We start from the raw sequence: 24,047 nt of genomic DNA on the forward strand, positions 1-24,047 counted from the left end.
GTCCGCAGGCCAGGGCGCGAGGGGCCGTACGAGGAGGTGGTCGGCGTGTCCGACGCGCCGGACCCCGCGCGGGAGCCCGCAGAGGCCGCACGCCCCCTGCTCTCGGTCGCCCTGACCGCGATGATGGAGGACGTGGGCGCGCACTCGGGCGCGGTCTATCTGCTTCGGCCGGACGTACCGGTGCTGGAGATGGCGGTGATGGCGGGCCTGCCGCGGGCGTTCGCGGCGCCGTGGGAGCGGGTCGGGGTGAGTGCGCCGATCCCGGTCGCGGAGGCCGTGCGGCAGCGGCGGCCGGTGTGGGTCGCGGGCGGGGAGGAGATGGCGCGCCGCTTCCCGCGCGTCGCGGTGGTGCTGCCGTACCCCTTCGCGCTGGCGGCGCTGCCGCTGGCGACGGACGACACCGTGCACGGCTCGGTGTTCGTGACCTGGCCGGCCGGGCACGGCCCGGAGTTGTCCGAGCGGGAGTGGACGCTGCTGGCGGCGGGGTGCGAGCGGCTGACCCGGCTGCTGGAGCGGGCCTCGGCCGAGAACCGGACGCTGGGCCCCGAGCGCGATCTGGTGGCGGCGCCGGACGCGGCCGTCGCGGACACGCCGGGTCCGGCGGAGGCGGCGCGGATGGTGGCCCGGCTGCCGTACGGGCTGGTGTCGCTGGACCTGCACGGCCGGATCGGCCATGTCAACGCGGCCGCCGCCGAACTGCTCGGCCGTCCCGCCGCAGAACTGCTCGGCACCCTGCCCTGGGTGTCGGTGCCGTGGCTCAACGACCCGCTGTACGAGGACCGTTACCGGGCCGCGCTGATCAGCCGCCGCCCGACCTCGTTCGTGGCGCTGCGACCGCCCGGCCACTGGCTGTCCTTCCGGCTCTATCCGGGCAGCACCGGGCTGAGCGTGCGCATCACCCGGGTCCGGGTGCTGACGGAGCGTACGAGCATGCCGGACGGGGCGCGCCCCCACCGGCTGGTGACGATCTCGCGGCTGCTCAGTCTGACGGGGGCGCTGACCGAGGCGGTGGCGGTGGACGATCTGGTCCAACTGATCGCGGAGGAGGTGGGTCCGGCGGTCGGCAGTCATGCGCTGATGCTGCTCGCCGCCGAGGAGGGGCGGATGCGGGTGCTCGGGCACCGCGGCTATCCGGACGAGCGGGTGGCCGGGTGGTTCGACGGGCTGCCGCTGAGCGAACGGACCCCGGGCACCCAGGCGTTGAGCAGTGGAGTGCCCGCGTTCTTCGAGTCGAGGGAGCAGTTGGAGCGGCTGTATCCCGTCCGGCGCGAGTCCCGTGACGGCTTCGCGGCCTGGGCCTTCCTGCCGCTGGTCGCGTCCGGGCGCCGGGTGGGGACGTGTGTGCTGGCGTACCCGGAGCCGCACCCCTTCCCCGCCGAGGAGCGGGCCGTGCTGACCAGCCTCGGCGGCCTGATCGCCCAGGCGCTGGAGCGGACGCTGCTGTACGACGCCAAGCACCGGCTGGCGCACGGGCTTCAGGAGGCGCTGCTGCCGCACTCGCTGACCCCGCCGCCCGGCATCGAGGCGGCCGCGCGCTATCTCCCGGCGACGCGGGGCATGGACATCGGCGGCGACTTCTACGACCTGGTGCCGACCCGGCCGCAGGCGTCCGCCGTGATCGGCGACGTCCAGGGGCACAACGTGACGGCGGCCGCGCTGATGGGCCAGATCCGCACCGGTGTCCGCGCGTACAGCGCGGTGGGGCAGGCGCCGGGCGAGGTGATGGGCAGCATCAACCGGCTGCTGATCGACCTCGGCACCGAACTGTTCGCCAGCTGCCTCTATCTCCGTCTCGACCCGGCGCACGGCCGGGCCGTGATGGCGCGGGCCGGACATCCGCCGCCGCTGCTCCGACGGCCGGACGGCCGGGTACGGGTGCTGGACCTGGCCGGGGGCCCGCTGCTCGGCATCGACCCGGAGGCGGCGTACCCGACGACGGAGGTGACGCTGGCGCCGGGCTCGGTGCTCGCCCTCTATACGGACGGACTGGTGGAGTCGCCCGGTGTGGACATCGAGGACGCGCTGATCGACCTGGGCGCGCTGTTCTCCGAGGTGGGCGACGGACCGCTGGAGGAGCTGGCGGACGCGCTGGTCCGGCACGGCACGGCCGGCCGGGAGCGGGTGGACGACGTGGCGGTGCTGCTTCTCCGGGCACGGGACGGGAGTTGAGCCCCGGCACACAGATGGTCCGGCCCTCCCGCCGGAGGGCCGGACCGTCCCCGCCCGGAACCCTCGTGCGGCCGGGCGGGGAGTCGATAGCGCGGCTCAGCGGAGCCGCGATGGGTCAGTTGGAGCCGGTGAGGGAGGAGGTCCCGCCGCGCTGACCGTTGCGCTGGTGGTGCTTGGTGCCCTTCTCCTCGGCGGCACCCGCGCCCGCCTGGTCGTCGGCACCCGCACCCGCGCCCGCACCGGCCTGGTCGCCGCCCGCCTGGTCGTCCGCACCCGCCTGGTCGCCGGCCCCGGCCTGGTCGCCCGCACCGGCTTCGTCACCGGCGCCCGCCTGGTCGTCACCGGCACCGGCACCCGCGCCCGCGCCCGCGTCGCCGAGGGTGGCACCGGTGGCCGCGAGGGCGGCGGTGACCGGCTGGAAGAAGGTCTCGCCGCCGCTGGTGCAGTCGCCGCTGCCGCCGGAGGTCAGGCCGATCGCCGCGCCCTCCTGGGTGAACAGCGAGCCGCCGCTGTCGCCGGGCTCGGCGCACACGTCGGTCTGGATGAGGCCGGTGACGGTGTCGACGCCGCCCGGGTCGGTCTCGCTCTGGAAGTTGACGGTGGCATCGAGGCCGGTGACCTGGCCGTCGTGCAGTCCGGTGGTGGAGCCCATGCGGAACACGGTGGAGCCGACGGTGGCCTCGGCGGCCTGCGTGATCTGCACGATCTGCCCGTTGCCCGCATTGACCTCGCTGGGCGCCTCGGTCGCCGGGTCGTCGTACTTGACGAGGGAGAAGTCGCCCTCGCCGGGGAAGGTCGCCTGGTCGACGGTGGCGAGGGGCTGGCCGGTCTCGGAGTCGGACCACTGCTTGGCCGCGACCCCGCAGTGACCGGCGGTGAGGAAGGCGGGGCTGCCGTCGGAGGCGGTGACGTTGAAGCCGAGGGAGCAGCGGACGTTGCCGCCCTGCACCTGGGAGAAGATCGCGTCGCCGCCGGAGACGAAGGTCTTGAAGGTGCCGCCGGTCTTCTTCAGCGTGGCCGTGCCGGAGCCGAGACCGTCGACGGTGGACTCCAGCCGGTCCCACTTGGCGCCGGTCACCGTGCTGTCGGCGCTGACGATCACCTTGTTGGTGCGCGGGTCCACGGCCCAGGCGGTACCGGGGATGGCCGCCTTGGTCCGCAGTGTCCTGGCCGCGGACTGGAGGTCGGCGGTGCTGTTCTCCACCTGCCGTACGACGGCGCCCGCACTCTTCGCACGTGCGACGGCGTCACCGTCGCCGACCGCGTTGACGACGAGCTGCCGCTTGGCGCTGTCGTAGTAGGCGCCGGCGAACTGGCCGCCGAGGGACTGCTTCAACTGGGCGGCGAGCGTGGTCGCGTCGGTGGTCTTGAGGGTCCTCGCGGTGCCCGCCGTGGCCGTGTCCTTGTCCTGGGAGGCGTTGGCGTTGGGCAGCAGCAGGGCCGCCGCTCCGAGCGCCGCGACACCGCCCACCGCTATCGCGGCCTTCCTCTTGGGCATGCGCTTGTGACTCAACTTCTCGACCTCCTGGGTACGGGGGTCTGCCGCTGTCGGGCAGTTCGATGGGGGGTGCCGGCTGGCTACAGGTACGGGCGGTCGGCCCGGCGCGTTCAATTCCATTTGCCAACTTCGTTGTGTGCGTGGGGAATCAGCCACGACCGCGCCGGACCTGACACACCGGCACCTCGATCACCGCAAGTCACGGGCAAGTAGCCCTCCGTCGAACACGCGGAGCGGAATCCCCGCTTCAGGGAATCTGCACATCCCGCACCCAGGCAGGTCACGGACAACGGGGTTCACGCGCCGGCACCCATGTCCCGGACGCGCCTTTGGCGAGGTGTGCCGGATTCGCGTTACCGGCGGTAGTGGAGACGGCGCGACGATGGCGCGGGGAATGTGAAGGAGTGCCAGGCACCGCGTGCGCACGCCTGCACGAATGGACCCTACTGTGCACCGAACTCGCTGGTGAGAGCCCTGAGTAAGTGGAATCGGGCGCGGCGTGCGTGCTTTGATCCATCGCATCGCAGGAACCGCCCCATGGCTGCCGGAGACGGCGGCCGGAAGGTCTGGAACTCCTCGCGGCCGCGGCCGTCATCTGTCCCCAGAGGGGGCCGCTCCCCCCTTGTGAAGACCCATACGAAGGGAAGTTCCATCATGAACTCCACCCCCCGTGTCGAGACCGTCGAGATCTCGGACGCCGAGCTGGACAACGTTTCCGGCGGCCTGTCCGTGAACGCCCTCTCCACCGTGACCGGCGCCGTCAACGGCATCGCCCCGGTTTCCGGCCTGGTGGACACCGCCGTCGGCACCGTCGAGGGTGTCACCGGCCTCAACACGGCCCCGGTCACCGGCCTGGTCGCCGGTCTCTGACCGCACCTCGGTGTCACCGAGAGTCCCGGAACCCCTCGCGGGTCCGGGACTCTCGGGCGTCCCGAAACACTCCGTGACATCGTCTCTCCTCGGGTGAGGGAAGTTCCGTGCAGTTCCGCCAACAGGCCCTCGCCAAGCTCCAGTCGCCGGAGGATCTCGACCTCCCGGTGCGGCTGGCCCGTCCGCAGGGGTGGCTCGTCCTGGGCATCACCGTCGTCGTGATGGCGGCCGCCTCCGTGTGGGCGGTGACCGGTTCGGTCGCCTCCACCGTGAGCGCTCCGGCCATCCTCACGCACGGGCAGGGCAGTTATGTCCTCCAGAGCCCCGTGGCCGGTCAGGTCACCGGCGTGCTCGCCAAGCAGGGGCAGCAGCTGCCCGCGAACGCGCCCGTGCTCAAAGTCCGTACCGCGCAGGGCGATTCGGTGATCCGTACCGTCGCCGCGGGACGGATCACCGCGCTGGCCGCGACCATCGGGCAGATCGTGCGGACCGGCGCCGACGTGGCGGCCGTGGAGAAGGTCGCGCACGACTCGGACCCCCTGTACGCGACGGTGTACGTCCCCGCCGAGAACGCCGCCGCCATCCCGGCGCACGCCACCGTGGACCTGACCCTGTCCTCCGTACCGGCCGAGCGCTACGGCGTGCTGCGCGGCAGGGTGAAGTCGGTGGACCGTACGGCGCAGTCCGCGCAGTCGATCGGCGCGTTCCTCGGCGACAGCCAGCTCGGCCGGCAGTTCACCAGCAAGGGCCGTCCGGTAGCCGTCCTCGTCACGCTCGACAAGTCGGCGTCCGCGAAGAGCGGTTACCGCTGGTCGTCGGCCGGCGGGCCGCCGTTCGGGCTCGACTCCATGACCCTGGCCTCCGGTTCGGTCCATCTGACCGACCAGCGCCCGATCGATTGGCTGCTCCCGTGACCGCCCCGACCGACACCGCGCAGGAGAACCGCGGCCGCAGACGGGCCGCGCCGGCCCGCCGTCCGGTGCCCAAACCCCGTGGCGGCACGGTCCGTACGCCCACCGTGCTCCAGATGGAGGCCGTCGAGTGCGGCGCCGCCTCCCTCGCCATGGTGCTCGGCCATTACGGCCGCCATGTCCCGCTGGAGGAGCTGCGCATCGCCTGCGGTGTCTCCCGCGACGGCTCGCGCGCGAGCAACCTGCTGAAAGCGGCCCGGAGTTACGGGCTGACCGCCAAGGGCATGCAGATGGACCTGGCGGCGCTCGCCGAGGTGCGCGCCCCGGCCATCCTGTTCTGGGAGTTCAACCACTACGTCGTCTACGACGGCATGGGCCGCCGCTTCGGCCGGCGCGGGGTGTACATCAACGACCCCGCCAAGGGCCGCCGGTTCGTGCCCATGGAGGAGTTCGACGGCAGCTTCACCGGTGTGGTCCTGGTACTGGAGCCCGGCGACGGTTTCAGCAAGGGCGGCCGCAAGCCCGGTGTGCTCGGCGCGATGCCCGCCCGGCTGCGCGGCACGGCGGGCACGCTGCCCGCGGCGGTACTGGCGAGCCTGCTGCTGGTCGCGGTGGGCGCGGCGGTGCCCGCGCTCAGCCGCACCTATATCGACATGTTCCTGATCGGCGGCCAGACCTCGCTGCTCGGCGTGCTGTTCGCGTCGATGGCGACCTGTGTGGCGCTGACCTTGGTGCTGACCTGGCTCCAGCAGGCCAATCTGCTGCACGGCCGGATCATCTCCTCCACGCTGTCCAGCGCCCGCTTCCTGCGCCATCTGCTGCGGCTGCCGGTCACCTTCTTCTCCCAGCGCTCCCCCGCCGACCTGGTGCAGCGCCTCCAGTCCAACGACCAGGTCGCCGAGACCCTCGCCCGCGACCTCGCGGCGGCGGGCGTGGACGCGATCGTGGTCGTGCTGTACGCGGTGCTGCTCTACACCTACGACCCGCAGCTGACCTTCGTCGGTATCAGCGTGGCGCTGCTGAACATCGTGGCGATGCGGCTGGTGATCCGGCTGCGCGCGACCCGTACCGCCAAGCTCCGGGCCGACACCGCGCGGCTGACCAACACCTCGTACACCGGACTCCAGCTCATCGAGACGATGAAGGCGACCGGCGGGGAGGACGGTTACTTCCGGAAGTGGGCCGGGCAGCACGCGGCGACGCTGGAGGAGCAGCAGAAGCTCGGGGTGCCGAGCGCCTGGCTGGGTGTGGTCGCGCCGACGCTGGCCACCTTCAACAGCGCGCTGATCCTGTGGATCGGCGGCCTGAGGGCGGTCGAGGGGCACATCTCGGTCGGTCTGCTGGTGGCGTTCCAGGCGCTGGTGGCCCGCTTCACCGCGCCGCTCACCCGGCTCAACGGCGTGGCGGGCCGCATCCAGGACTTCGCGGCCGACGTGGCCCGGCTGAAGGACGTGGAGAACTTCCAGGCCGACCCGCTGTACGCGCGCCCCGGCGGCGCCGATTCCACCCGCAGGCTGCGCGGGCACGTCGAGCTGGAGGGCGTCACCTTCGGCTACAGCCCGCTGGACAAGCCGCTGCTGACCGACTTCGACCTCACGGTGGGCCCGGGGCAGCAGGTGGCCCTGGTGGGCGGTTCGGGCAGCGGCAAGTCGACGGTGTCCCGGCTGATCTCGGGCCTGTACGCGCCGTGGGAGGGCGTGATCCGGATCGACGACCGCAGGCTGGAGGACATCCCGCGCGGCGCGCTCGCCGCCTCGGTGTCCTTCGTGGACCAGGACGTGTTCCTCTTCGAGGGCTCGGTCCGCGACAACGTGGCGCTGTGGGACCCCTCGATCCCGGACGAGGCCGTGGAGGAGGCGCTGCGGGACGCGGCGCTGTACGACGTGGTGGCGCGCAGGCCGGGCGGGGTGCACAGCAAGGTCGAGCAGGACGGCCGGAACTTCTCCGGCGGCCAGCGTCAGCGGCTGGAGATCGCGCGGGCGCTGGTGCGCCGTCCCAGCGTCCTGGTGCTGGACGAGGTGACCAGCGCGCTGGACGCGGAGACGGAGCTGACCGTGATGGACAACCTGCGCCGGCGCGGCTGCGCCTGTGTGGTGATCGCCCACCGGCTCAGCACGGTCCGCGACAGCGACGAGATCGTGGTGCTCCAGCACGGCACGGTCGTGGAGCGGGGCAGGCACGAGGAGCTGGTGGCGCGCGGTGGCGCGTACGCGGCGCTGGTCAGGGAGCGGTGAGATGACGTCCACGCACGACGGTGATCTGGTGCTGGGCGCCCTCGGCTCGCTGGGCACGCGGGTCGACTGCGCCGGGCTGAACCGGCTGGATCTCGAAGGACCGCAGGTGCTCTGGCTGGTGGCGGCCGGTGCGCTCGACCTGTTCGCGGTGGACGCCGCCGAGCAGGGCCACTGGCACCACCTGGGCCGGGTGGAGGCGGGCGCGCTGCTGCTGGGCCCGGTCGCGGGGCCCCAGCACACCCTGGTGGCCCGCCCGGTGCGGGACTGTGTGGTGCACCGGGTGAACCTGCGCGAGCTGTACCAGGGCGCGCACACCGAGACCTGGTCGTACGACGAGTACGGCAATCCGCAGTACGTGCCGCCCTCTTCCAGCCCGCTGGAGTACGCCCTCGCGCTCGGCGTCGGCCGGGGCCTGTCGGTGCTGTTCCAGGCGCCGCTGGCCGAGGACCGGTCGGTGGCGCCGTCGGACGACGACGTGTTCTGGATGCAGGTGCCGCCGGGCAGCGCGCAGTACGGCTCGATGTACGGCGCGGAGGCGGTCGCGGATCTGCTGATGGACCCGGCGCTGTGGCAGAGCCTGGTCGACCAGCAGTACCGGCTGCTGACCGCGCTGGACCGGTGGATCGAGCAGCTGGAGCGCACCCACGAGACACGGGCGGCGGCCGGTATCAAGGCCGGTGAGGCGGTACGCGCCCACGCCGACCAGACGCTGCTCGCCTCCATCGGCAAGCGCTCGGCGCGGCGGACGACGGCCGCCGACGCGGACGCCGGGTACGCGGCCTGCAAGCTGGTCGCCCAGGCGGCCGGGATCACGCTGGCCGATCCGGCGCGCGGGATCGGCGAGAGCGAGCGGCTCGACCCGGTGGAGCGGGTGGCGCTGGCCTCGCGGGTCCGGGTGCGGGCGGTGCGTCTCGAGGGCAGCTGGTGGCGGGAGAACGTGGGCCCGCTGGTCGGGCACCGGGCGCTGTCCGGGGCGCCGGTGGCGCTGCTGTGGCGGCGCGGCGGCTATGTCGCGGTGCAGCCGGCGACCGGCCGGGAGACTCCGGTGGAGAAGGCGAACGCGGAGGAGTTCGAGCCGCGTGCGGTGATGTTCTACCGGCCGCTGCCCGAGCGGCGGCTCGGCCCGCTGGGCCTGCTCCGGTTCAGCCTGGGCGGGACGCGGAGCGATCTGCTGAACCTGCTGCTGGCGGGTCTGGTGACGGTGGTGATCGGCGCGCTGGTGCCCATCGCCACGGGCAAGGTGCTCGGCGAGTACGTGCCGCAGGCGCGGGAGAACCTGATCGCGCAGGTGTGTCTCGCGGTGATGCTGAGCGGGGTGGTGTCGGCGGCGTTCACGCTGCTGGAGAACCTGACCATCCTGCGGCTGGAGGGCCGGATCGAGGGGGCGCTCCAACCGGCGGTCTGGGACCGGCTCTTGAGGTTGCCGACCCGGTTCTTCAGCGGGCGGTCCACCGGTGAGCTGGCGAGTGCCGCGATGGGCATCAGCTCGATCCGGCGGCTGCTGGCGGGCGTCGGCCCGGTGGTGGCGCAGTCGGTGACGATCGGCGCGATGAACGTCGGGCTGCTGCTGTACTACAGCGTGCCGATGGCGCTGGCCGCGATCGGGATGCTCGTGGTGATCGGTGCCGTCTTCCTCGGGCTCGGACTGTGGCAGGTGCGCTGGCAGCGGCGGCTGGTGACGCTCGGCAACAAGCTGAACAACCAGGCGTTCCAGACCCTGCGCGGTCTGCCCAAGCTGCGGGTGGCGTCGGCGGAGAACTACGCGTACGCCGCCTGGGCCAGTGAGTTCGCGCGCAGCCGGGAGCTCCAGCAGAAGGTCGGCCGGATCAAGAACCTCAGCTCGGTGCTGGGCGCGGTGTATCTGCCGGTGTGCACGCTGGTGATGTTCATGCTGCTGGCGGGCCCGGCGAAGGGCGCGATGTCGGCGGCGTCGTTCCTCACCTTCAGCACGGCGGTGACGATGGTGCTGACCTCGGTCACCCAGCTCACCGGCGCCTTCGTGTCGGGGGTGGCGGCGCTGCCGCTGTTCGAGGAGATCCGCCCGGTGCTGGACGCCACCCCGGAGGTGCGGGCGGGGAGCACCCGGCCGGGTCCGCTGACCGGCGCGCTGGAGGCCCGGCGGCTGTCCTTCCGGTACTCCGACGACGGCCCGCTGGTCCTGGACGACGTGTCCTTCTCGGTGCGGCCGGGCGAGTTCGTCGCGGTGGTCGGCCCGAGCGGCTGCGGCAAGTCCACGCTGCTGCGTCTGCTGATCGGCTTCGACAAGCCGGTCTCCGGCAGTGTGCTGTACGACGGTCAGGACCTGGGCGCGCTGGACCAGTCGGCGGTGCGGCGGCAGTGCGGGGTGGTGCTCCAGCACGCGCAGCCGTTCAACGGTTCCATCATGGACGTGGTGTGCGGCACCGAGCCGTACACGCCGGAGGAGGTCATGGCGGCGATCGAGCTGGCGGGCCTCGCGGAGGACGTGCAGCGGATGCCGATGGGGCTGCACACCATCGTCGCCGGCAGCGGGGCGGTCTCCGGCGGGCAGCGCCAGCGGCTGATGATCGCGCAGGCGCTGATCCGCCGGCCGCGCATCCTCTTCTTCGACGAGGCGACCAGCGCCCTGGACAACGACACCCAGCGCACGGTCATCGAGTCCACCCGCAAGCTGAACGCCACCCGGATCGTGATCGCGCACCGGCTGTCCACCGTGATGGACGCGGACCGGGTGGTGGTGATGGAGGACGGCAAGGTGATCCAGCAGGGCACCCCCGCCGAACTGCTCGCGGACACCGGCGGCCGGCTGCACGAACTGGTGCGACGGCAAATGGCGTAGGGAAAGATGTGCCGCTTCCCGGCGAGGCCCCCCACGGACCTGGCCGGGAAGCGGCTGTGGGTCCGGAAGGCGGCGGCCCCACTCCGCCTCGCCCTCCCGGTACGGGATCGCCGGTCGCTCCGCTCCAGGGGCCGCACTCCCCACTCGCGAAACCGGCCCTGTGGCACGGAGCCCGTGCGATCCCGGTCTCAGAACGCGAAGACGCTGCTGTCGAGCGCGTCCTTCGCGCAAGCGTTGCCGAACGTGCGCTCATAAGCGACCCGTTGGCCCTGCCAGACACCCTGGACGGTGACGACCACCGGGTCGTACAGCCGGGTGCAGTGGACGTCGGCGCGGGTTTTGAGGGCGGTGAAGTCGCCCTTCACTCCGCGCAGTTCGGCGCAGGCGGCGGCCGCCGCGGGGTGGGTGCCGGTGGCTGTCGGGGCGCAGCCGAGGGTGACGGCGCGCTCCGGGGTGACCGTGGTCGCGCTGTCGCCGTGGCCGGTGGTGAGGACCAGTGCCGAGGGCGCGTACAGGGAGGCGGGCGCGGCTACGGCGGAACCGGTCAGGGGTCCGCAGACGGCGGCGGCGGTGAGGCCGAGGGCCGCGGCCCAGCGCGCGGTGTTCCGCATGGTGTGCATCCTTCCGCTCGATCAGTTGAGGGTTTTGCCGGCCGGGCCCGGTGGGGCGCCGGAGCGGCGTGCGCCACTCTGCCGAGTCCGTCGCCGGAACACACATCCCACCCATGACTTTCAGTAACATTGCGTATTGAATCAGTGGCGCGAAGTCACGGAATTCGAACACGTCGGCCCCTCAACGCCGGGCTTTCCGAACACGCGCATCGGTCCGATGGCCGGAACTCACCGCCTGAGCAATCGGCCTGAAACATTCCGCTCCCCCGCGTCGGGGCCACTTTCACGATCCGCCCGTGACACCTTCACGATTCCTCTTGTTCGCACGGGTTTCGCCGGGCGAGGCGGGTGGGTGAACCCTCCATCGAAGCGGCCGAGGATGGATGAAACATCCCCTGGCCCCACGCTCCGATCCGGCCGTACCGTCGGCAGACCCCGTACCTGGAGCCCCAGTTGACCTCACAGCCCACCGACTCCCCCGCCCCGGCGCCCTCGCTCACCGAGGTCGAGCCCTACGGCGTGGAGCGCATTCCGGACGCGGAGCGCACCGCGACCCCGTTCGATCTGTTCCGGGTCGCCTTCGGCGGCGCCAACACCTTCTCCACCTGTGTACTCGGCGCGTTCCCGATCCTGTTCGGGCTCTCCTTCTGGCAGGGTCTCGCGGCGACCGTCCTCGGGGTGCTCGCGGGTGCCCTGATCCTGTGTCCGATGGCGATGTTCGGCCCGGCGAACGGCACCAACAACGCGGTGTCCTCCTCGGCGCACCTGGGCGTGCACGGCCGCGTGGTCGGCTCCTTCCTCTCCCTGCTGACGGCGGTGGCGTTCTTCTCCATCTCGGTGTGGAGTTCCGGCGACGCCCTGGTCGGCGGCGCGCACCGGCTGTTCGGCCTGGGCCGCGGCACGCCGTCGTACGTCGTCGCGTACGCGCTGTTCGCCGGGCTGGTCCTCGCGGTGTGCGTGTACGGGTTCCGGTTCATGCTGTTCGTCAACAAGATCGCGGTGACGTCGGCGACGGCGCTCTTCCTGCTGGGCGCGGTCGCGTTCGGCGGTGACTTCGACCCGTCGTACGCGGGCTCGTTCACCGACTCGGCGGACGCCGCCACGCAGGCGATGTTCTGGCCGTCCTTCATCGGCGCGGCCCTGATCGTGCTGTCCAACCCGGTGTCGTTCGGGGCGTTCCTCGGTGACTGGTCGCGGTACATCCCGGCGGACGCCCCGCGCCGGCGGGTGGTCGGCGCCGCGTTCCTCTCCCAGCTCGCCACGCTGCTGCCGTTCGTGTTCGGGCTCGCGACGGCGAGCATCATCGCCACCAAGGCACCGAAGTACGTCGACCCGGCCGCGCCGGACTTCGTGGGCGGGCTGCTGGCGATCTCGCCGGGCTGGTTCTTCCTGCCGGTGTGTCTGCTGGCCCTGATCGGCGGCATGTCCACGGGCACGACCGCGCTGTACGGCACCGGTCTCGACTTCTCCTCGGTGTTCCCCCGGCTGTCGCGGGTGCGGGCGACGCTGCTGGTCGGCATGGTGTCGATCGCGTTCATCTTCATCGGCCGGTTCGCCCTGGACCTGGTGCAGTCGATCTCCACCTTCGCCACGATGATCATCACCTGCACCACGCCATGGATGGTCGTGATGATCCTCGGCTTCTTCACCCGTCGCGGCTGGTACGACCCGGACGCCCTCCAGGTCTTCAACCGCCGCCAGCGGGGCGGCCGTTACTGGTTCACCCACGGCTGGAACTGGCGCGGGATGACCGCGTGGTGGGTGTCGGCGGTGCTGGGCGTCCTCTTCACGAACATCCCCGGTCAGTTCGTCGGCCCGCTGGGCGACCTGGCGAACGGGGTCGACATCAGCCTGCCGCTGTCGCTGGCCGTGGCGGCGGTGCTGTACCTGTCCCTGCTGTGGCTGTTCCCGGAGCCTCGAGCGGCCTACGGGCCCGAGGGCGCGCGATGGGTGCCCACGCGGGAGATGCCGGTGCCGCCGATCACGGAGGCGCCCGTTCTGGCCGCGGCGAGCGGCTGAGACCGAGGGACGGGCGGGCGGCGCGCGATGTCGGCGCCTTCCGCCGGCCCGGGATCGCGCGAAGTCAGTCCGGTTTGCTCAGCAGGCGGGTCACTTCCTCACCCGTCGCCGGGGTGAGGCGGCCCTCGCACTCCAGGCCGAGCGCCTGGGCCAGGTCCTTGCCGTGGAGGTCGACCAGTGCCTCCGCGAGTTCCGCGAAGGACGCTGCCGCCGTGCGGCCCCGTACGGCTCCCGTCGCCGCCGTGACCACGCCGGCCAGCGCGGCGGGCCACCACCAGGCGCCCAGCAGGAGGTAGGCCAGGCCCCAGGCCGTGAGACGCGCGGCGGCACTCAACGCGGCACGGGCGGTACCGAGTTCGACCCGCGTGCTGTCGGGGGCGAGCAGCCACAGATGAGGCCAGGCGACGGTCAGGTCCAGGCGGTAGGCCCGCCACACGCGCCGGTCCGGGGTGGTCACCCGGTCGCCGGTCCAGAAGGGGTGGCGCGGTGCGACGAGGCCGGCCTCGTTCCGGCGAGCGTACCGCGCCTCCGCCTCGTCCGCGAGAGCGCCCGCGTCGGCCGCGCCGCCCAGCCGGGCCCGGCCGGCCGCGACCAGCGCCGTTCGGTAGGCGTCGTCGGCCGCCCGCCACCGGCGCAGCCGGCGTGCCGTGAGCCACCGCGTCACCGGCCCGCGCGGCCCCGTCAGCCAGACCCGTTCGACCAGCGCGCCCAATGCCTGCACACCGGTGCCCGTCAGCGCGGCCCCGGCCAGCACACCGACCGCCACCACCGCGAGCACGCCCGCGCTGTGCGCTCCCGGCGCGGCCGCGAGGGCGTCCAGGCGCTCCCGCAGCCGCCCGGTGTCCTGCCAGTGCCGCTGGCCGAGGGTGACGGCGGTGGCCAGGGCGACGAGGTACACCAGGCCGGGGATGGCCAGCAGGGCCAGCCAGCGTTCGGCCAGTTTGCCGCCGAGCGCGTTGAGGAACGCGGTCACGGGCGCAGCCCGATCTCCCGCAGCGGCCGTCCGAAGATCCGGCACTGTGCGGCCGGACCGCCCTCCGGCGCGGGCGCCTCGACCCGGGCGCAGCACCCGCCCGGACAGGCCAGCACGTGCAGCAGCGGGTGGCCGGCGCCGGAAAACCGCCGGTAGCCGGGCGGTGTGTCCGTCCGGTACGAGCCGAGGCCCGCGGTGAACCCGGCGGCCAGCAGCAGATCCTCCAGCTCGTCGAAGGAGTCCTCCAGTTCCTCCGGCGAGCGTCCACCCCGCACCTCGGCGGTGATGTGGTCGATCAACCGGCGCCCCTCGGCGCCGAGTTCCGGTGCGTGCGAGGTCGCGGTGAGCCGGTGGCACAGCGCCGCGAGCCGCTCGTGGCCCGGCCCGTCGTCGCCGTCGTCGCCGTCGAGCCCGCTCATCGCCGTACCTCCCTGTACCAGCCGACAGACGACTCAGCATAACGAGGGCTTCCGGTGGACCACTTGGGTAAAATCGGGCTCAGGGACTCCCGTGGGACACGCCACGGGCGAGAGCCCACGGCGAGACATACGGGGGCCGTCATGCCGGACGCGCACGGAGCCGTCAACGACGCGCTGCATCAAGTCGCCGCTCTGATGCACGAGTTCGACCGCTCGGGCGACCGCCACCCACTGGACCGCGCGGTCGGCGTCTGCCGGGACGCCCTGCGCAGCGCGCCGGCGGACGGCCCCGGGCGCACCGCGTGCCGGGCGGGACTGCGCAGCACCCTCGTGATGCGCTGGTCGGCGTTCCGCGACCAGCGCGACCTGGACGAGTCGATCACCGTGGGGCGTCTGCTCGCCGAGGGTCCGGCACCCCACGAGCAGGACCTCCGCCTCCTGGGCCGCATGCTGGCCGAGCGCTACGAACTCAGCCACGATTCGGCCGACTTGGAAGCGGGAATCACCGCGTTACGGCGCGCGGCCGAGCTGCCCATGCGCGGCTGGGACAACCGGCCGTTCATCCTCGACACGCTCGGCGGCCTGCTGGGCGAGCGCGGCGAGGCGACGGGCAGCGATGCCGATCTCGCCGAGGCGGAGCGGCTGCGCCGGGTGGCCCTGACTCTGCTGTCCGAGGACTCCCCGGAGCTGCCGACCGTACGGAACAACCTGGCGGCGACCCTCCGCCACGCCGCCGAGATCCACCGGAACCCGGCCCAGGCACGGGAGGCCGTGGAACTGCTGAGCGCGGCCCTCGCCGGCACTCCGCCCGGCTCGCCGCGCCGTCCGCAGGCACTGCTCCACCTGGCCACGGCATGGCAGACGAAGGCCGAACTGACCTCCCACCCCGCTGACATCGAGGCCATGGTCGCCGCACACCGCGCGGCCCACGCCAAGACCCCCAGGGGGCACCCCCTACGGGTGCGGACCCTCACCGGGCTGGGCGTGGCGCTCCGGCTGGCGGCCGAGCACACCGAGGGCACCGAACCGCTGCGGGAATCCGTGGCCCTGCTGAGGGAGGCCGTACGGGAGACCCCGGAGGGGAGCCGACCGCGCCCGCACCGGCTGAACAGTCTCGGCAACGCCCTGCACCGGCTGGGGGAACGCACCGGCGACGCGGCCCTCCTGGACGAGTCCGTACGCGTCCTGCGCGCCGCCATCGCGGAGCCCTCCCCTCAGGAGGCGGACCACTTCGACCGGGTGGCGAACCTCGCCCTGGCCCTGCGCGAGCGCTACCACCAGACGAGCGACCTGGAGACGCTGCGCGAGGCCGCCCGGCTGGCCCGGCTGGCGCTGAGCACCCCACGTACACCGACGGACTCCGACACCCAGCTCGCCAACCTGGGGGTGATCCTCCAGACCTGGTACGACCGGACGGGCGAGGCGGGCGCCGCCACCGAGGCCGTCGACGCGGCCCGCCGGGTGCTCGCCCGGACCCCGCCGGGCGGCGCGAAGCGGGCCATGCGGCTGAACCACCTCGGCAACGCCCTGTTCAAGCGGTTCGAGTCCGGCGGCGCACCGGCCGATCTGGAGGAGTCGGTCGCCATGCTGACCGAGGCCGTGGAACGGACGGCGTACGGCACTCCGGTGCACGCCGACTATCTGCACAACCTGGGTCTGTCCCAGCTCACCGGCGCCCGCGCGGCCGAGGACCCGGCGCTGCTGAACCAGGCGGTGACCACGCTGGGCCGGGCGGTGTGGGCATCGGCCCCCGGCGCGGCGAACACCGCCGGCCGCCTCCAGTCGTACGCCTCCGCGCTGCGCACCCTGCATCTGGTGACCAAGGACCCGGCCGTGCTGCTCGCGGCGGAGGACGCCTACCGGCAGGTCGCCCGGATCACGGCGCTGCCCGCCGCGCAGCGCGTCAGGGCCGCGTACTCCTGGGGCATCGCCGCGGGGGATGCGGGCCGCTGGGAACAGGCGCTCGAAGGGTTCGAACTCGCTCTCGCCCTGCTGCCGTTCAGCATCACCAGACGGCTGACCCGCAGCGACCAGGAACACGGGCTGACCAGTGTGCAGGGGCTGGCCGCCGATGCCGCCGCGTGTGCCGTGCACCTGGGCCGGCTCGACCACGCGGTGCTGCTGCTGGAGCAGGGGCGCGGGGTGCTGCTCGGGCAGACCATCGCGGCGCGTGCCGAACTGGAGCGGTTGCGTGCCGCGTACCCGGAGGCGGCCGAGCGTTTCGTGGGGCTGCGCGATCTCGTCGACGGGTTGGACTCCGCGGAGGACGAGAACACCGACGAGCGGCACGCGCTCGCGGCCCGGTGGGAGCGGCTGGTCGCCGAGATCCGCGCGCTGCCGGGCTTCAGCGACTTCCTGGACGGTCCGACCACCGCCGAGGTCCGGGCGTGCGCCGAGCGGGGGCCCGTGGTCGTGGTGTACGCGAGCCCGTACCGCAGCGACGCGCTGGTCCTGCTGCCGGACCGGGTCCTCCTGGTCCCGCTGCCGGACGCGGGGCTTCCGGCCGTGGAGACTCAGGTACGACGCCTGGCCGCCGCGCTCGCGGAGGCGGCCGCTCCGGACGGGGAGCGGGCCGCCCAGGAGGCGGTGGCGGGTGTGCTCGCCTGGACGTGGGACCACGTGACCGGGCCGGTCCTCGCCGCGCTGGGGCTGTCCGCTCCGCCCACGGACGGCGCGTGGCCGAGGCTGTGGTGGTCGCCGGGCGGCCCGCTCGCCGCGCTGCCGCTGCACGCGGCCGGTCACCACGGCGACCGCTCCCGTACGGTGCTGGACCTCGCGGTCTCCTCCTACACGCCGACCGTCCGCGCCCTGGCCTACGCCCGCGCCCGCGCGGCGGGCCGCCCGCCGGCCGGACGCCTGCTCGCGGTGGTCGTGCCGGACGCCCCCGGCGCGCGCAGGCTCGGCGGGGTGCGCCGGGAGGTACGGGAGCTGAGCGCGCTGCTGCCGACCGAGGTGGTCGCGGGCCCGCGCGCCACGTTCGCCGGGGTGATGGCGGCGCTGCCCGCGCATCCGTACGTGCATTTCGCCTGCCACGGGGTGAGCGAGCCGGACGACCCGTCCCGGGCACGGCTGCTGGTGCACGACCACCGGGAGCATCCGCTGACGGTACGTCATATCTCCCGGCTGGAGCTGCCGGACGCCCGGCTGGCCGTGCTGTCGGCCTGCGAGACCGCGCGGGGCTCGGAGCGGCTGGCGGACGAGGCGATCCACATCACCTCGTCCTTCCAGATCGCCGGGTATCCCCACGCGATCGGCACCCTCTGGCCGGTGCACGACGCGGTCGCGGTACGCGTGACCCGGAGCCTGTACCGGGGGCTGCGCGGCGAACACCGGCCTGACTCGGTGGAGTTGGATGCCGACCGGGCGGCCCTCGCGCTGCACCACGCGGTCCGGGAGTGCCGGACGGCCTTCCCCGGCAGCCCCAGCCTGTGGGCCGCCCATGTGCACTCCGGGGCGTGAAGCCGCGGAACCGGACGAGGAAAGGAGGGGGTCGGGACATGGCCCTCGGATGGCGCAGGAAGCGCGAGGACGACGAGAAACGGGACGCCCCTGAACCGGAACTCCCCCCGGCCGCCGACCTGGTCGTCACGCTGCTCAACGACGACGGCAGCGAGCAGGAGATCACCCGGGTCGGTCTGCCCCCGCACGAGTTCTACGGCATGCGTGCCAACGCGGCCCATCAGCGGCTCGGTCCCGAACACCCGGACACCCTGCTGGCGTTCCGCGACTACGCCCGCGTACTGACGCACATGGAGGGCCGTCAGGAGGAGGCGCGTGAGCGGCTGTGGGACCTGGTGCGTATCCAGTCCCTGACCATCGGCTACGTCCACGAGGACACCCTGACGACCGCCGCCGACCTGGCCGGTCTGATGCACGCCACGGGCGAGCTGGGCAAGTCCGAGGAGGTGTGGCGCAGCGTGTGGACCAGCCGCGCCGAACTCCTGGGCCCGGACCACCCGCACACCCTGGACAGCGCGTCGTCACTGGCCTCGGTGCTGGAGGACCTGCGCCGGGAGGCGGAGGCGGCCGCGCTGCGCCGGGACGTGCTGGAGCGCCGGAAGCGGCTGCTCGGCCCGGACGACCCGGCGGTCCTCTCCGCCGCCGGAAGCCATGCGGCGGCGCTGGTCAAGGCGGGCCACTGGGCCGAGGCGGAGTGTGAACTGCGCGTACTGGTAGCCCGGTTGGAGCGGCGGAACCTCCAGGACGAAGACATCGGTCTGGCCGCGCGAGCCAATCTGGGCGCCGCGCTGTGCCGGCTGGACCGTCTCGACGAGGCGGAGACGGTGATGCGCTCCGTACTCACCGCCCAGCACCGCGCCAAGGGCCCGGACCACGACGACACCCTCTCCACCCGCAACAACCTCGCCGCCGTACTCCACGCCCGCCAGCGCTACGCGGAGTCGGCGCACATCCTGCGCGAGGTCCTGTCCCTGGTATCCCGCCGAAAGGGCGAAGCCCACCCCGACACCCTCCACGCCCGCGACAACCTGGCCAACGTCCTGATCGACAACGGCGACCACAAGGAGGCCACCACCCTCCTCACCCGCTGCCAAGCCGACTACACCCAAGTCTTCGGCCCCCACCACCCCCTCACCCGCACGGCAGCGGAACGACTGGCGTGGCTACGGGACAACTCGCCCTGAGTGTTGCCCTCTTGAGCACACACGATGTTGGCTTGACCAGCCCTTCCTCCCACCCTCAAGGACGTGCGCATGCCCTCACCCGACCGCCTCGGCCTGCTCCGTCAGCCCGACTTCCGGCGGCTGTTCGGTGCGACGGCGGTGGGGCAACTGGGGGACCGGGTCGTGTTCCTCACCCTGCCGCTGATCGCCATCGTGGCGCTGGACGTCGGTGAGTTGCAGGTCGGGCTGCTGAGTACGACGACCATGGCGGGTTCGCTGCTGGTCGGGCTGCCGGCGGGGGCCTGGGTGGACCGGGTGCGGAAGCGGTCGGTGCTGATCAGTACCGATCTGCTGCGGGCGTTGGTGCTGCTGTCGTTGCCGGTCGCCTGGTGGGCGGGTGTGCTGACGGTCTGGTGGCTGTACGCGGTGGCGCTGACGCATGGTGTGCTGACCGTGTTCTTCGATGTGGCGTACGTCAGTTATCTGCCGCATCTGGTGGGGCGCGAGCATCTTGTCGAGGGCAATTCGCGGCTCTCGGCGGTGCGTTCGGTGACGAGTATCGGTGGTCCGGCGGTGGCGGGTCCGCTGGTCGGCTGGCTCGGGGCTCCCGTCGCGGTGCTGGTGAGTTCGGCCGGGATGGCCGCCTCGGGGCTGCTCGCGATGGGCATCCGCAAGCGGGAGCCGAGGCCCGGGCCGGGTGAGCGGTCCCGGCTGGGGCGGGACATCAAGGAGGGGCTGAGGTTCGTCCTCCACCGGCCGGTGCTCCGCGCGACCGTGCTGACGGACGGGGCGTTCAACGTCTTCCTGGTGATGTACCAGACCATGCTGATGGTCTTCCTGGCGCGGGAGATCCACCTCGGGTCGTTCGGGATCGGGCTCGTCCTGTCGGGCATGGGGTGCGGGAGTCTGCTGGGCGCACTGCTGGCGGCGAGGTTGTCGCGGTGGGTCGGGCAGGGTCCGGTCATCTGGCTCGCGCCGCTGGTGACCTGCCCGCTGACCGCTCTGATGGCGCTGGCGCGGCCCGGCTGGAGCGTCGGGGTGGCGGCCCTCGGACTGGCCGCTCTCTCGCTTGGCGGAGTCGTCCGGATGGTGGCGCAGGCGAGTTTCCAGCAGGCCCACACCCCGGACCGGCTCATGGGCCGGATGAGCGCCACGGCCCGGTTCGTGTCCTGGGGCGGGCTCGCCCTGGGCGGCCTCCTAGGCGGCGCGGTCGGCTCGCTCCTCGGCGCGCGGCTCACCCTGTGCGTAGGCGCTGCGGGGATGACGCTGAGCCTGCTGCCCGCTCTGCTCTCACCCCTGCGCACCCTGCGGGAACTCCCCCGCGCGCAAGACCCCGGCCGGACCGGCGACCGGACTCCTGCTCAGCCCGCCCCCTGAGGCACACTGAGCTGAGCATGACACCGTAGACGGAGAGGGAGCGGCGGCGTGGGCGCTCGGTGGGCCGACTTTCAGTACGAGATCTATCTGAACGGGATGAACGGGACGGCGCCCCGGCTGCCCACCGATCTGACGCGGCTGGAGGAGCTGGCGGAGCACCGGCTCGGGCCGGGGCCGGTCGGGTATGTCGCGGGGAGCGCCGGGGACGGGAGCACCGAGCGGGCCAACCGGGCCGCGCTGGAGCGGCGCCGGATCGTGCCGCGCATGCTGCGGGACGTGTCGGAACGGGACCTTTCCGTGCGGGTGCTGGGCCGTACGCTGCCCGCGCCGCTGGCCCTCGCGCCCGTCGGCGTGCTGTCGATCATGCACCCGGACGCGGAGTGCGGGGCCGCGCGGGCCGCCGCCGCGCAAGGTGTGCCGTACATCCTGTCGTCGGCGTCGAGCACACCGATGGAGACCGTCGCGGAGGCGATGGGGGACGCCGAGCGATGGTTCCAGCTGTACTGGGGCAGCGACCGTGAGGTGACCCGGAGCTTCCTGGGCCGGGCGAAGGCGGCCGGGTTCTCGGTGCTGGTCGTCACGCTGGACACCCCGCTGCTGTCCTGGCGCCCCCGCGACCTGGACCGGGCGTATCTGCCCTTCCTGCACGGGGTGGGCACCGCCAACTACTTCACCGACCCCGCCTTCCGGGCAGGGCTGGCCAAGCCGGTGGAGGAGGACCCGGACGCGGCCGTCCTGCACTTCCTCGGCCTGTTCGGGGACGCCGGGCACACCTGGCCGGACCTGGCGTTCCTCCGGGAGCACTGGGACGGCCCCATCGTCCTGAAGGGCATCCTGCACCCGGACGACGCCCGCGAGGCCGCCGAGGCCGGGATGGACGGGGTGGTGGTCTCCAACCACGGTGGCCGCCAGGTCGCCGGTTCGATCGCGGCCGCCGACGCGCTGCCGGGCGTCGTACGCGCGGTCGGCGACCGGCTCGACGTGCTGTTCGACAGCGGCATCCGCACCGGCGACGACATCGCCAAGGCCCTCGCCCTGGGCGCCCGCGCGGTACTGCTCGGCCGGCCCTACGTCTACGGGCTGGGGCTGGACGGGCAGGCGGGCGTCGAACACGTCATCCGCAGCATCCTGGCCGAACTCGACCTGACCCTGGCCCTCTCCGGCCACGCCACCCCCGCCACCCTGGACCCGGCCACCCTCACGGACGAACCCGCCTAGGCACCCTGCTCCGGCGCCTCCGCCTGCCGGGCCGGAACCTCGGGAGTCTCCGCTATCGACAGCGAGCCGGGGGCCGCCGACGGGGTGTCGGTCAGCCAGTGCTGGGCCGCCGAGCGGTCCCGGAGCGAGACCACGATGTCGGCGCCGGGACGCGCGTCGGCCGAGGCCAGCGCGAGCGTCTCGTCCCAGCGGGGCAGCAACTCGCCCTGCACGGTGAGGTCGTAGCGCACGTCGTTCCCGCGCTCGGTGCCCGCGTCGTCGCAGGTGCCGAGGATGACGACGGCGGCGTCCGCGTGGGAGTCCAGGCAGAGCTGGGGGTCGGCCTGGCTGTGCAGGAGGCCGTCGGCGTCGTACGTCCACTGCTGGGTGACGGCGCCGGAGCACAGGGCCAGCGTCACCAGCGCGCCGCGCTCGGGCTCGCCCTTGATGCCCAGGCAGAGCCCGGCCGCGACATTGCGCAGCCGGGTGGGCCGGCCCGCGAGCGGCAGAACGGGCGCGGCGGCGGGCGCCGAGGGCTGCGCGGTACGGGGGTCGGCGGCGGGCGCGGCCCCGGCGGACACCACCGGGGTACGGCCGCCGGCGTCCTCGGGCCACACGGCGACGGCCAAGCCGGTCACCAGCAGCCCGGCCGAGACGACGCCCGCCCCGGTACGCAGCGACCAGCCGGTGCCGCGCCCGCGCCCGGACCGGGCGCCACGGGCCGGTGCGCCCCGCTTGCCGCCGCGCCGGCGCCCGCCCGAGCGCGGAGCGGCGTCGCCCTGGGTGGCGGCCTGCCCCCGGCCGGGGCGGGAGTCGAGGTAGCGGCGGGCGCCCCAGCCGAGGACCGCCTCGGCGAGCAGCAGCCCGGCGCCGGTGTCGATCTGGCCGAGTTGTTCGGCGGCGTACCGGCAGTAGGAGCAGGCGTCCAGGTGTTGCCGGATGTCGGGCAGCACGGCGCCACCCCGGCGGACGGGCACGTCGAGCAGCCGGTTGTAGTGGCGGCACTCACCACTGGGGGCCAGCTCGCGGTGTGCGCGCAGCACACCCGCGCGGAGCTTCTCCCGGCTCTGTTCGAGCGCGGCGGCCGCGCCGACCGGGTCCACGCCGAGCAGGGCCGCGGGTACGGCCACGGGTTCGGCCTCCACCTCGGTGTGCCACAGCAGCGTCTGTTCGAGCCGGGGCAACATGTGGAAGGCCCGCTCGGCGAGGGCGCGGTTCTCCGGGGTGAGGGAGTTCGCGGCGCGCATGCCGCGCCCCCCGGCGGGCTTGCCGAGGCCGGGCAGGGCGGCGGTGACCCGGTCGGTGGCCGCCCAGTCGAGGACCGTGTCCCGTACGGCCACCAGCAGCCGGGGCCGCAGCGCCTCGGCGGGCTCGCCGAGGGTGAGCCGGTCCAGGGCCTGGTGGAAGACGGCGGCGGTGACCATCTGGGCCAGTGGTCCGGGACCCGCGACGCAGATGACGGCGTAGTCGGCGGCGGGCTGCCAGTGCCGGGCCATCAGCAGGGCGGCGGACCGGGACGCCTCCGTGTCCGAACCGGCGCGCAGCGAGGCGGCCGTGGACTCGTCGGACTCCCCCGCCGCCATGCCGGGCAGGTAGGGGGGAAGAGGAGGCTGAGGGGTGGTCACTGAGCGGATTCCTTTGGCGCGTGCGGAGCGTGGGAGCTGACCTCCGGGATGCGCACGGGGAGCGGGGACCCACAGGCCCACAATCGGCGTGGCTCCGGCCCGGTCGCCCAACTGCCGAATCGGTCCCGGACTTCACCCCCCGCACGGGAGTGTCACCCTCGCACAACATCTCCACACGCAACAAGGAGCACGTCCCACATCGACGGGTTTGCAGGGAAGTCGGAGTCGGGTGGGTTTCGCGCGCCCCGTGTGAAGCCCGCGCACGCGACGGCCGCCCGCCCCGGCCGACGGCCGTACGGCTTCCCCCGTCCGCCGGGGCGGTGTCAGATCCGCCAGGACCTGAGCCGGTCGGCCGCGCCGTACACATCGGCGCGGCCGGCGGTCACATCGCGGACGAGGTCGACGAGGGCGCCGTACGGCGGGTCGATGCCGGCGCCGCTGATGTGCAGGTAGGCGACGGCGGTGGCGCAGGCGAAGCGGGCGTTGGCCGCGGGCAGCGGGCGGAGCACGGCGAGGGTGTGCAGCAGGGCGGCGGCGCGCCAGGCCGGGTCGGAGTCGACGCCCAGCCGGGGCGGGTCCACGCGGTGCCGGGCGACGGCGGCGACCAGGGCGGAGAAGTCGTCCACCGAGGGCTGCTCGGGCAGTACGTCCTCATGGCGCTGGAGCAGCCAGGGGACGTCGATGTGGATGACGGGGGGCATCGC

General features: G+C 73.2%; 16 protein-coding genes. 10 read left to right on the forward strand and 6 right to left on the reverse strand.

Annotated elements, in window-relative coordinates; all coding sequences use genetic code 11:
- Positions 1-36 precede the first annotated feature (36 nt).
- The gene (locus ACIGA3_RS11520; RefSeq protein ID WP_399713999.1) at positions 37-2,169 is read left to right on the forward strand and encodes a SpoIIE family protein phosphatase; all 2,133 of its coding nucleotides are present in this window, start codon (positions 37-39) and stop codon (positions 2,167-2,169) included.
- A 115-nt stretch (positions 2,170-2,284) separates the two neighbouring features.
- Here the strand turns inward: ACIGA3_RS11520 and ACIGA3_RS11525 are convergent, their stop codons facing one another.
- Entirely contained in the window at positions 2,285-3,667 is a 1,383-nt protein-coding gene (locus tag ACIGA3_RS11525; protein WP_399713273.1) for a S1 family peptidase, read from the reverse strand.
- A gap of 654 nt (positions 3,668-4,321) precedes the next feature.
- Here ACIGA3_RS11525 and ACIGA3_RS11530 point away from each other — a divergent pair.
- The 4 genes from ACIGA3_RS11530 to ACIGA3_RS11545 all read left to right on the forward strand — a co-directional run bounded on the left by ACIGA3_RS11530 (position 4,322) and on the right by ACIGA3_RS11545 (position 10,500).
- On the forward strand, positions 4,322-4,537 hold the full coding sequence (locus ACIGA3_RS11530) for a hypothetical protein (protein WP_030805100.1): 216 nt from the start codon (positions 4,322-4,324) through the stop codon (positions 4,535-4,537).
- A gap of 107 nt (positions 4,538-4,644) precedes the next feature.
- Positions 4,645-5,451 (forward strand): HlyD family efflux transporter periplasmic adaptor subunit, encoded by an 807-nt coding sequence (locus ACIGA3_RS11535; protein ID WP_399713276.1) that lies wholly within the window; start codon positions 4,645-4,647, stop codon positions 5,449-5,451.
- Positions 5,448-7,682: an NHLP family bacteriocin export ABC transporter peptidase/permease/ATPase subunit gene (locus ACIGA3_RS11540; RefSeq protein WP_399713279.1), complete on the forward strand. Its 2,235-nt coding sequence runs from the start codon at positions 5,448-5,450 to the stop codon at positions 7,680-7,682. The genes ACIGA3_RS11535 and ACIGA3_RS11540 overlap by 4 nt, the downstream gene beginning before the upstream one ends.
- Position 7,683: 1 nt before the next feature.
- Complete coding sequence (locus ACIGA3_RS11545) at positions 7,684-10,500, forward strand: NHLP bacteriocin export ABC transporter permease/ATPase subunit (protein WP_399713281.1); 2,817 nt, start codon at positions 7,684-7,686, stop codon at positions 10,498-10,500.
- Between the two features lie 188 nt (positions 10,501-10,688).
- On the opposite strand, the gene ACIGA3_RS11550 is transcribed toward ACIGA3_RS11545, so the two are convergent.
- Positions 10,689-11,111: a subtilase-type protease inhibitor gene (locus tag ACIGA3_RS11550; protein ID WP_399713284.1), complete on the reverse strand. Its 423-nt coding sequence runs from the start codon at positions 11,109-11,111 to the stop codon at positions 10,689-10,691.
- Positions 11,112-11,564: 453 nt separating this feature from the next.
- Between ACIGA3_RS11550 and ACIGA3_RS11555 the strand changes: the two genes are divergently transcribed.
- Positions 11,565-13,130 (forward strand): purine-cytosine permease family protein, encoded by a 1,566-nt coding sequence (locus tag ACIGA3_RS11555; RefSeq protein WP_399713286.1) that lies wholly within the window; start codon positions 11,565-11,567, stop codon positions 13,128-13,130.
- Between the two features lie 64 nt (positions 13,131-13,194).
- Here ACIGA3_RS11555 and ACIGA3_RS11560 read toward each other — a convergent pair whose 3' ends face one another.
- Both ACIGA3_RS11560 and ACIGA3_RS11565 read right to left on the reverse strand, forming a co-directional pair.
- Complete coding sequence (locus ACIGA3_RS11560) at positions 13,195-14,103, reverse strand: hypothetical protein (RefSeq protein ID WP_399713289.1); 909 nt, start codon at positions 14,101-14,103, stop codon at positions 13,195-13,197.
- Positions 14,100-14,522: a hypothetical protein gene (locus tag ACIGA3_RS11565; protein WP_399713292.1), complete on the reverse strand. Its 423-nt coding sequence runs from the start codon at positions 14,520-14,522 to the stop codon at positions 14,100-14,102. Before ACIGA3_RS11565 ends, ACIGA3_RS11560 begins: the two co-directional genes overlap by 4 nt.
- A 141-nt stretch (positions 14,523-14,663) precedes the next feature.
- Between ACIGA3_RS11565 and ACIGA3_RS11570 the strand changes: the two genes are divergently transcribed.
- The 4 genes from ACIGA3_RS11570 to ACIGA3_RS11585 all read left to right on the forward strand — a co-directional run bounded on the left by ACIGA3_RS11570 (position 14,664) and on the right by ACIGA3_RS11585 (position 21,739).
- Positions 14,664-17,981: a CHAT domain-containing protein gene (locus ACIGA3_RS11570; protein WP_399713295.1), complete on the forward strand. Its 3,318-nt coding sequence runs from the start codon at positions 14,664-14,666 to the stop codon at positions 17,979-17,981.
- A 38-nt stretch (positions 17,982-18,019) separates the two neighbouring features.
- On the forward strand, positions 18,020-19,165 hold the full coding sequence (locus tag ACIGA3_RS11575; RefSeq protein WP_399713298.1) for a tetratricopeptide repeat protein: 1,146 nt from the start codon (positions 18,020-18,022) through the stop codon (positions 19,163-19,165).
- Positions 19,166-19,234: 69 nt separating this feature from the next.
- Positions 19,235-20,521: an MFS transporter gene (locus ACIGA3_RS11580; RefSeq protein WP_399713301.1), complete on the forward strand. Its 1,287-nt coding sequence runs from the start codon at positions 19,235-19,237 to the stop codon at positions 20,519-20,521.
- A gap of 48 nt (positions 20,522-20,569) precedes the next feature.
- Entirely contained in the window at positions 20,570-21,739 is a 1,170-nt protein-coding gene (locus ACIGA3_RS11585; protein WP_399713304.1) for a lactate 2-monooxygenase, read from the forward strand.
- Here the strand turns inward: ACIGA3_RS11585 and ACIGA3_RS11590 are convergent.
- Together ACIGA3_RS11590 and ACIGA3_RS11595 are read right to left on the reverse strand one after the other, a co-directional pair.
- On the reverse strand, positions 21,736-23,343 hold the full coding sequence (locus tag ACIGA3_RS11590; RefSeq protein WP_399713306.1) for an RICIN domain-containing protein: 1,608 nt from the start codon (positions 23,341-23,343) through the stop codon (positions 21,736-21,738). The two genes, ACIGA3_RS11585 and ACIGA3_RS11590, sit on opposite strands and share 4 nt — an antisense overlap.
- Positions 23,344-23,666: 323 nt before the next feature.
- Positions 23,667-24,044, reverse strand: a complete 378-nt coding sequence (locus ACIGA3_RS11595) for a toxin Doc (RefSeq protein WP_399713309.1) — start codon at positions 24,042-24,044, stop codon at positions 23,667-23,669.
- Positions 24,045-24,047 lie beyond the last annotated feature (3 nt).

It is taken from the genome of Streptomyces sp. NPDC085596 (genome assembly GCF_044541565.1).
Taxonomy (GTDB): Bacteria; Actinomycetota; Actinomycetes; order Streptomycetales; family Streptomycetaceae; genus Streptomyces.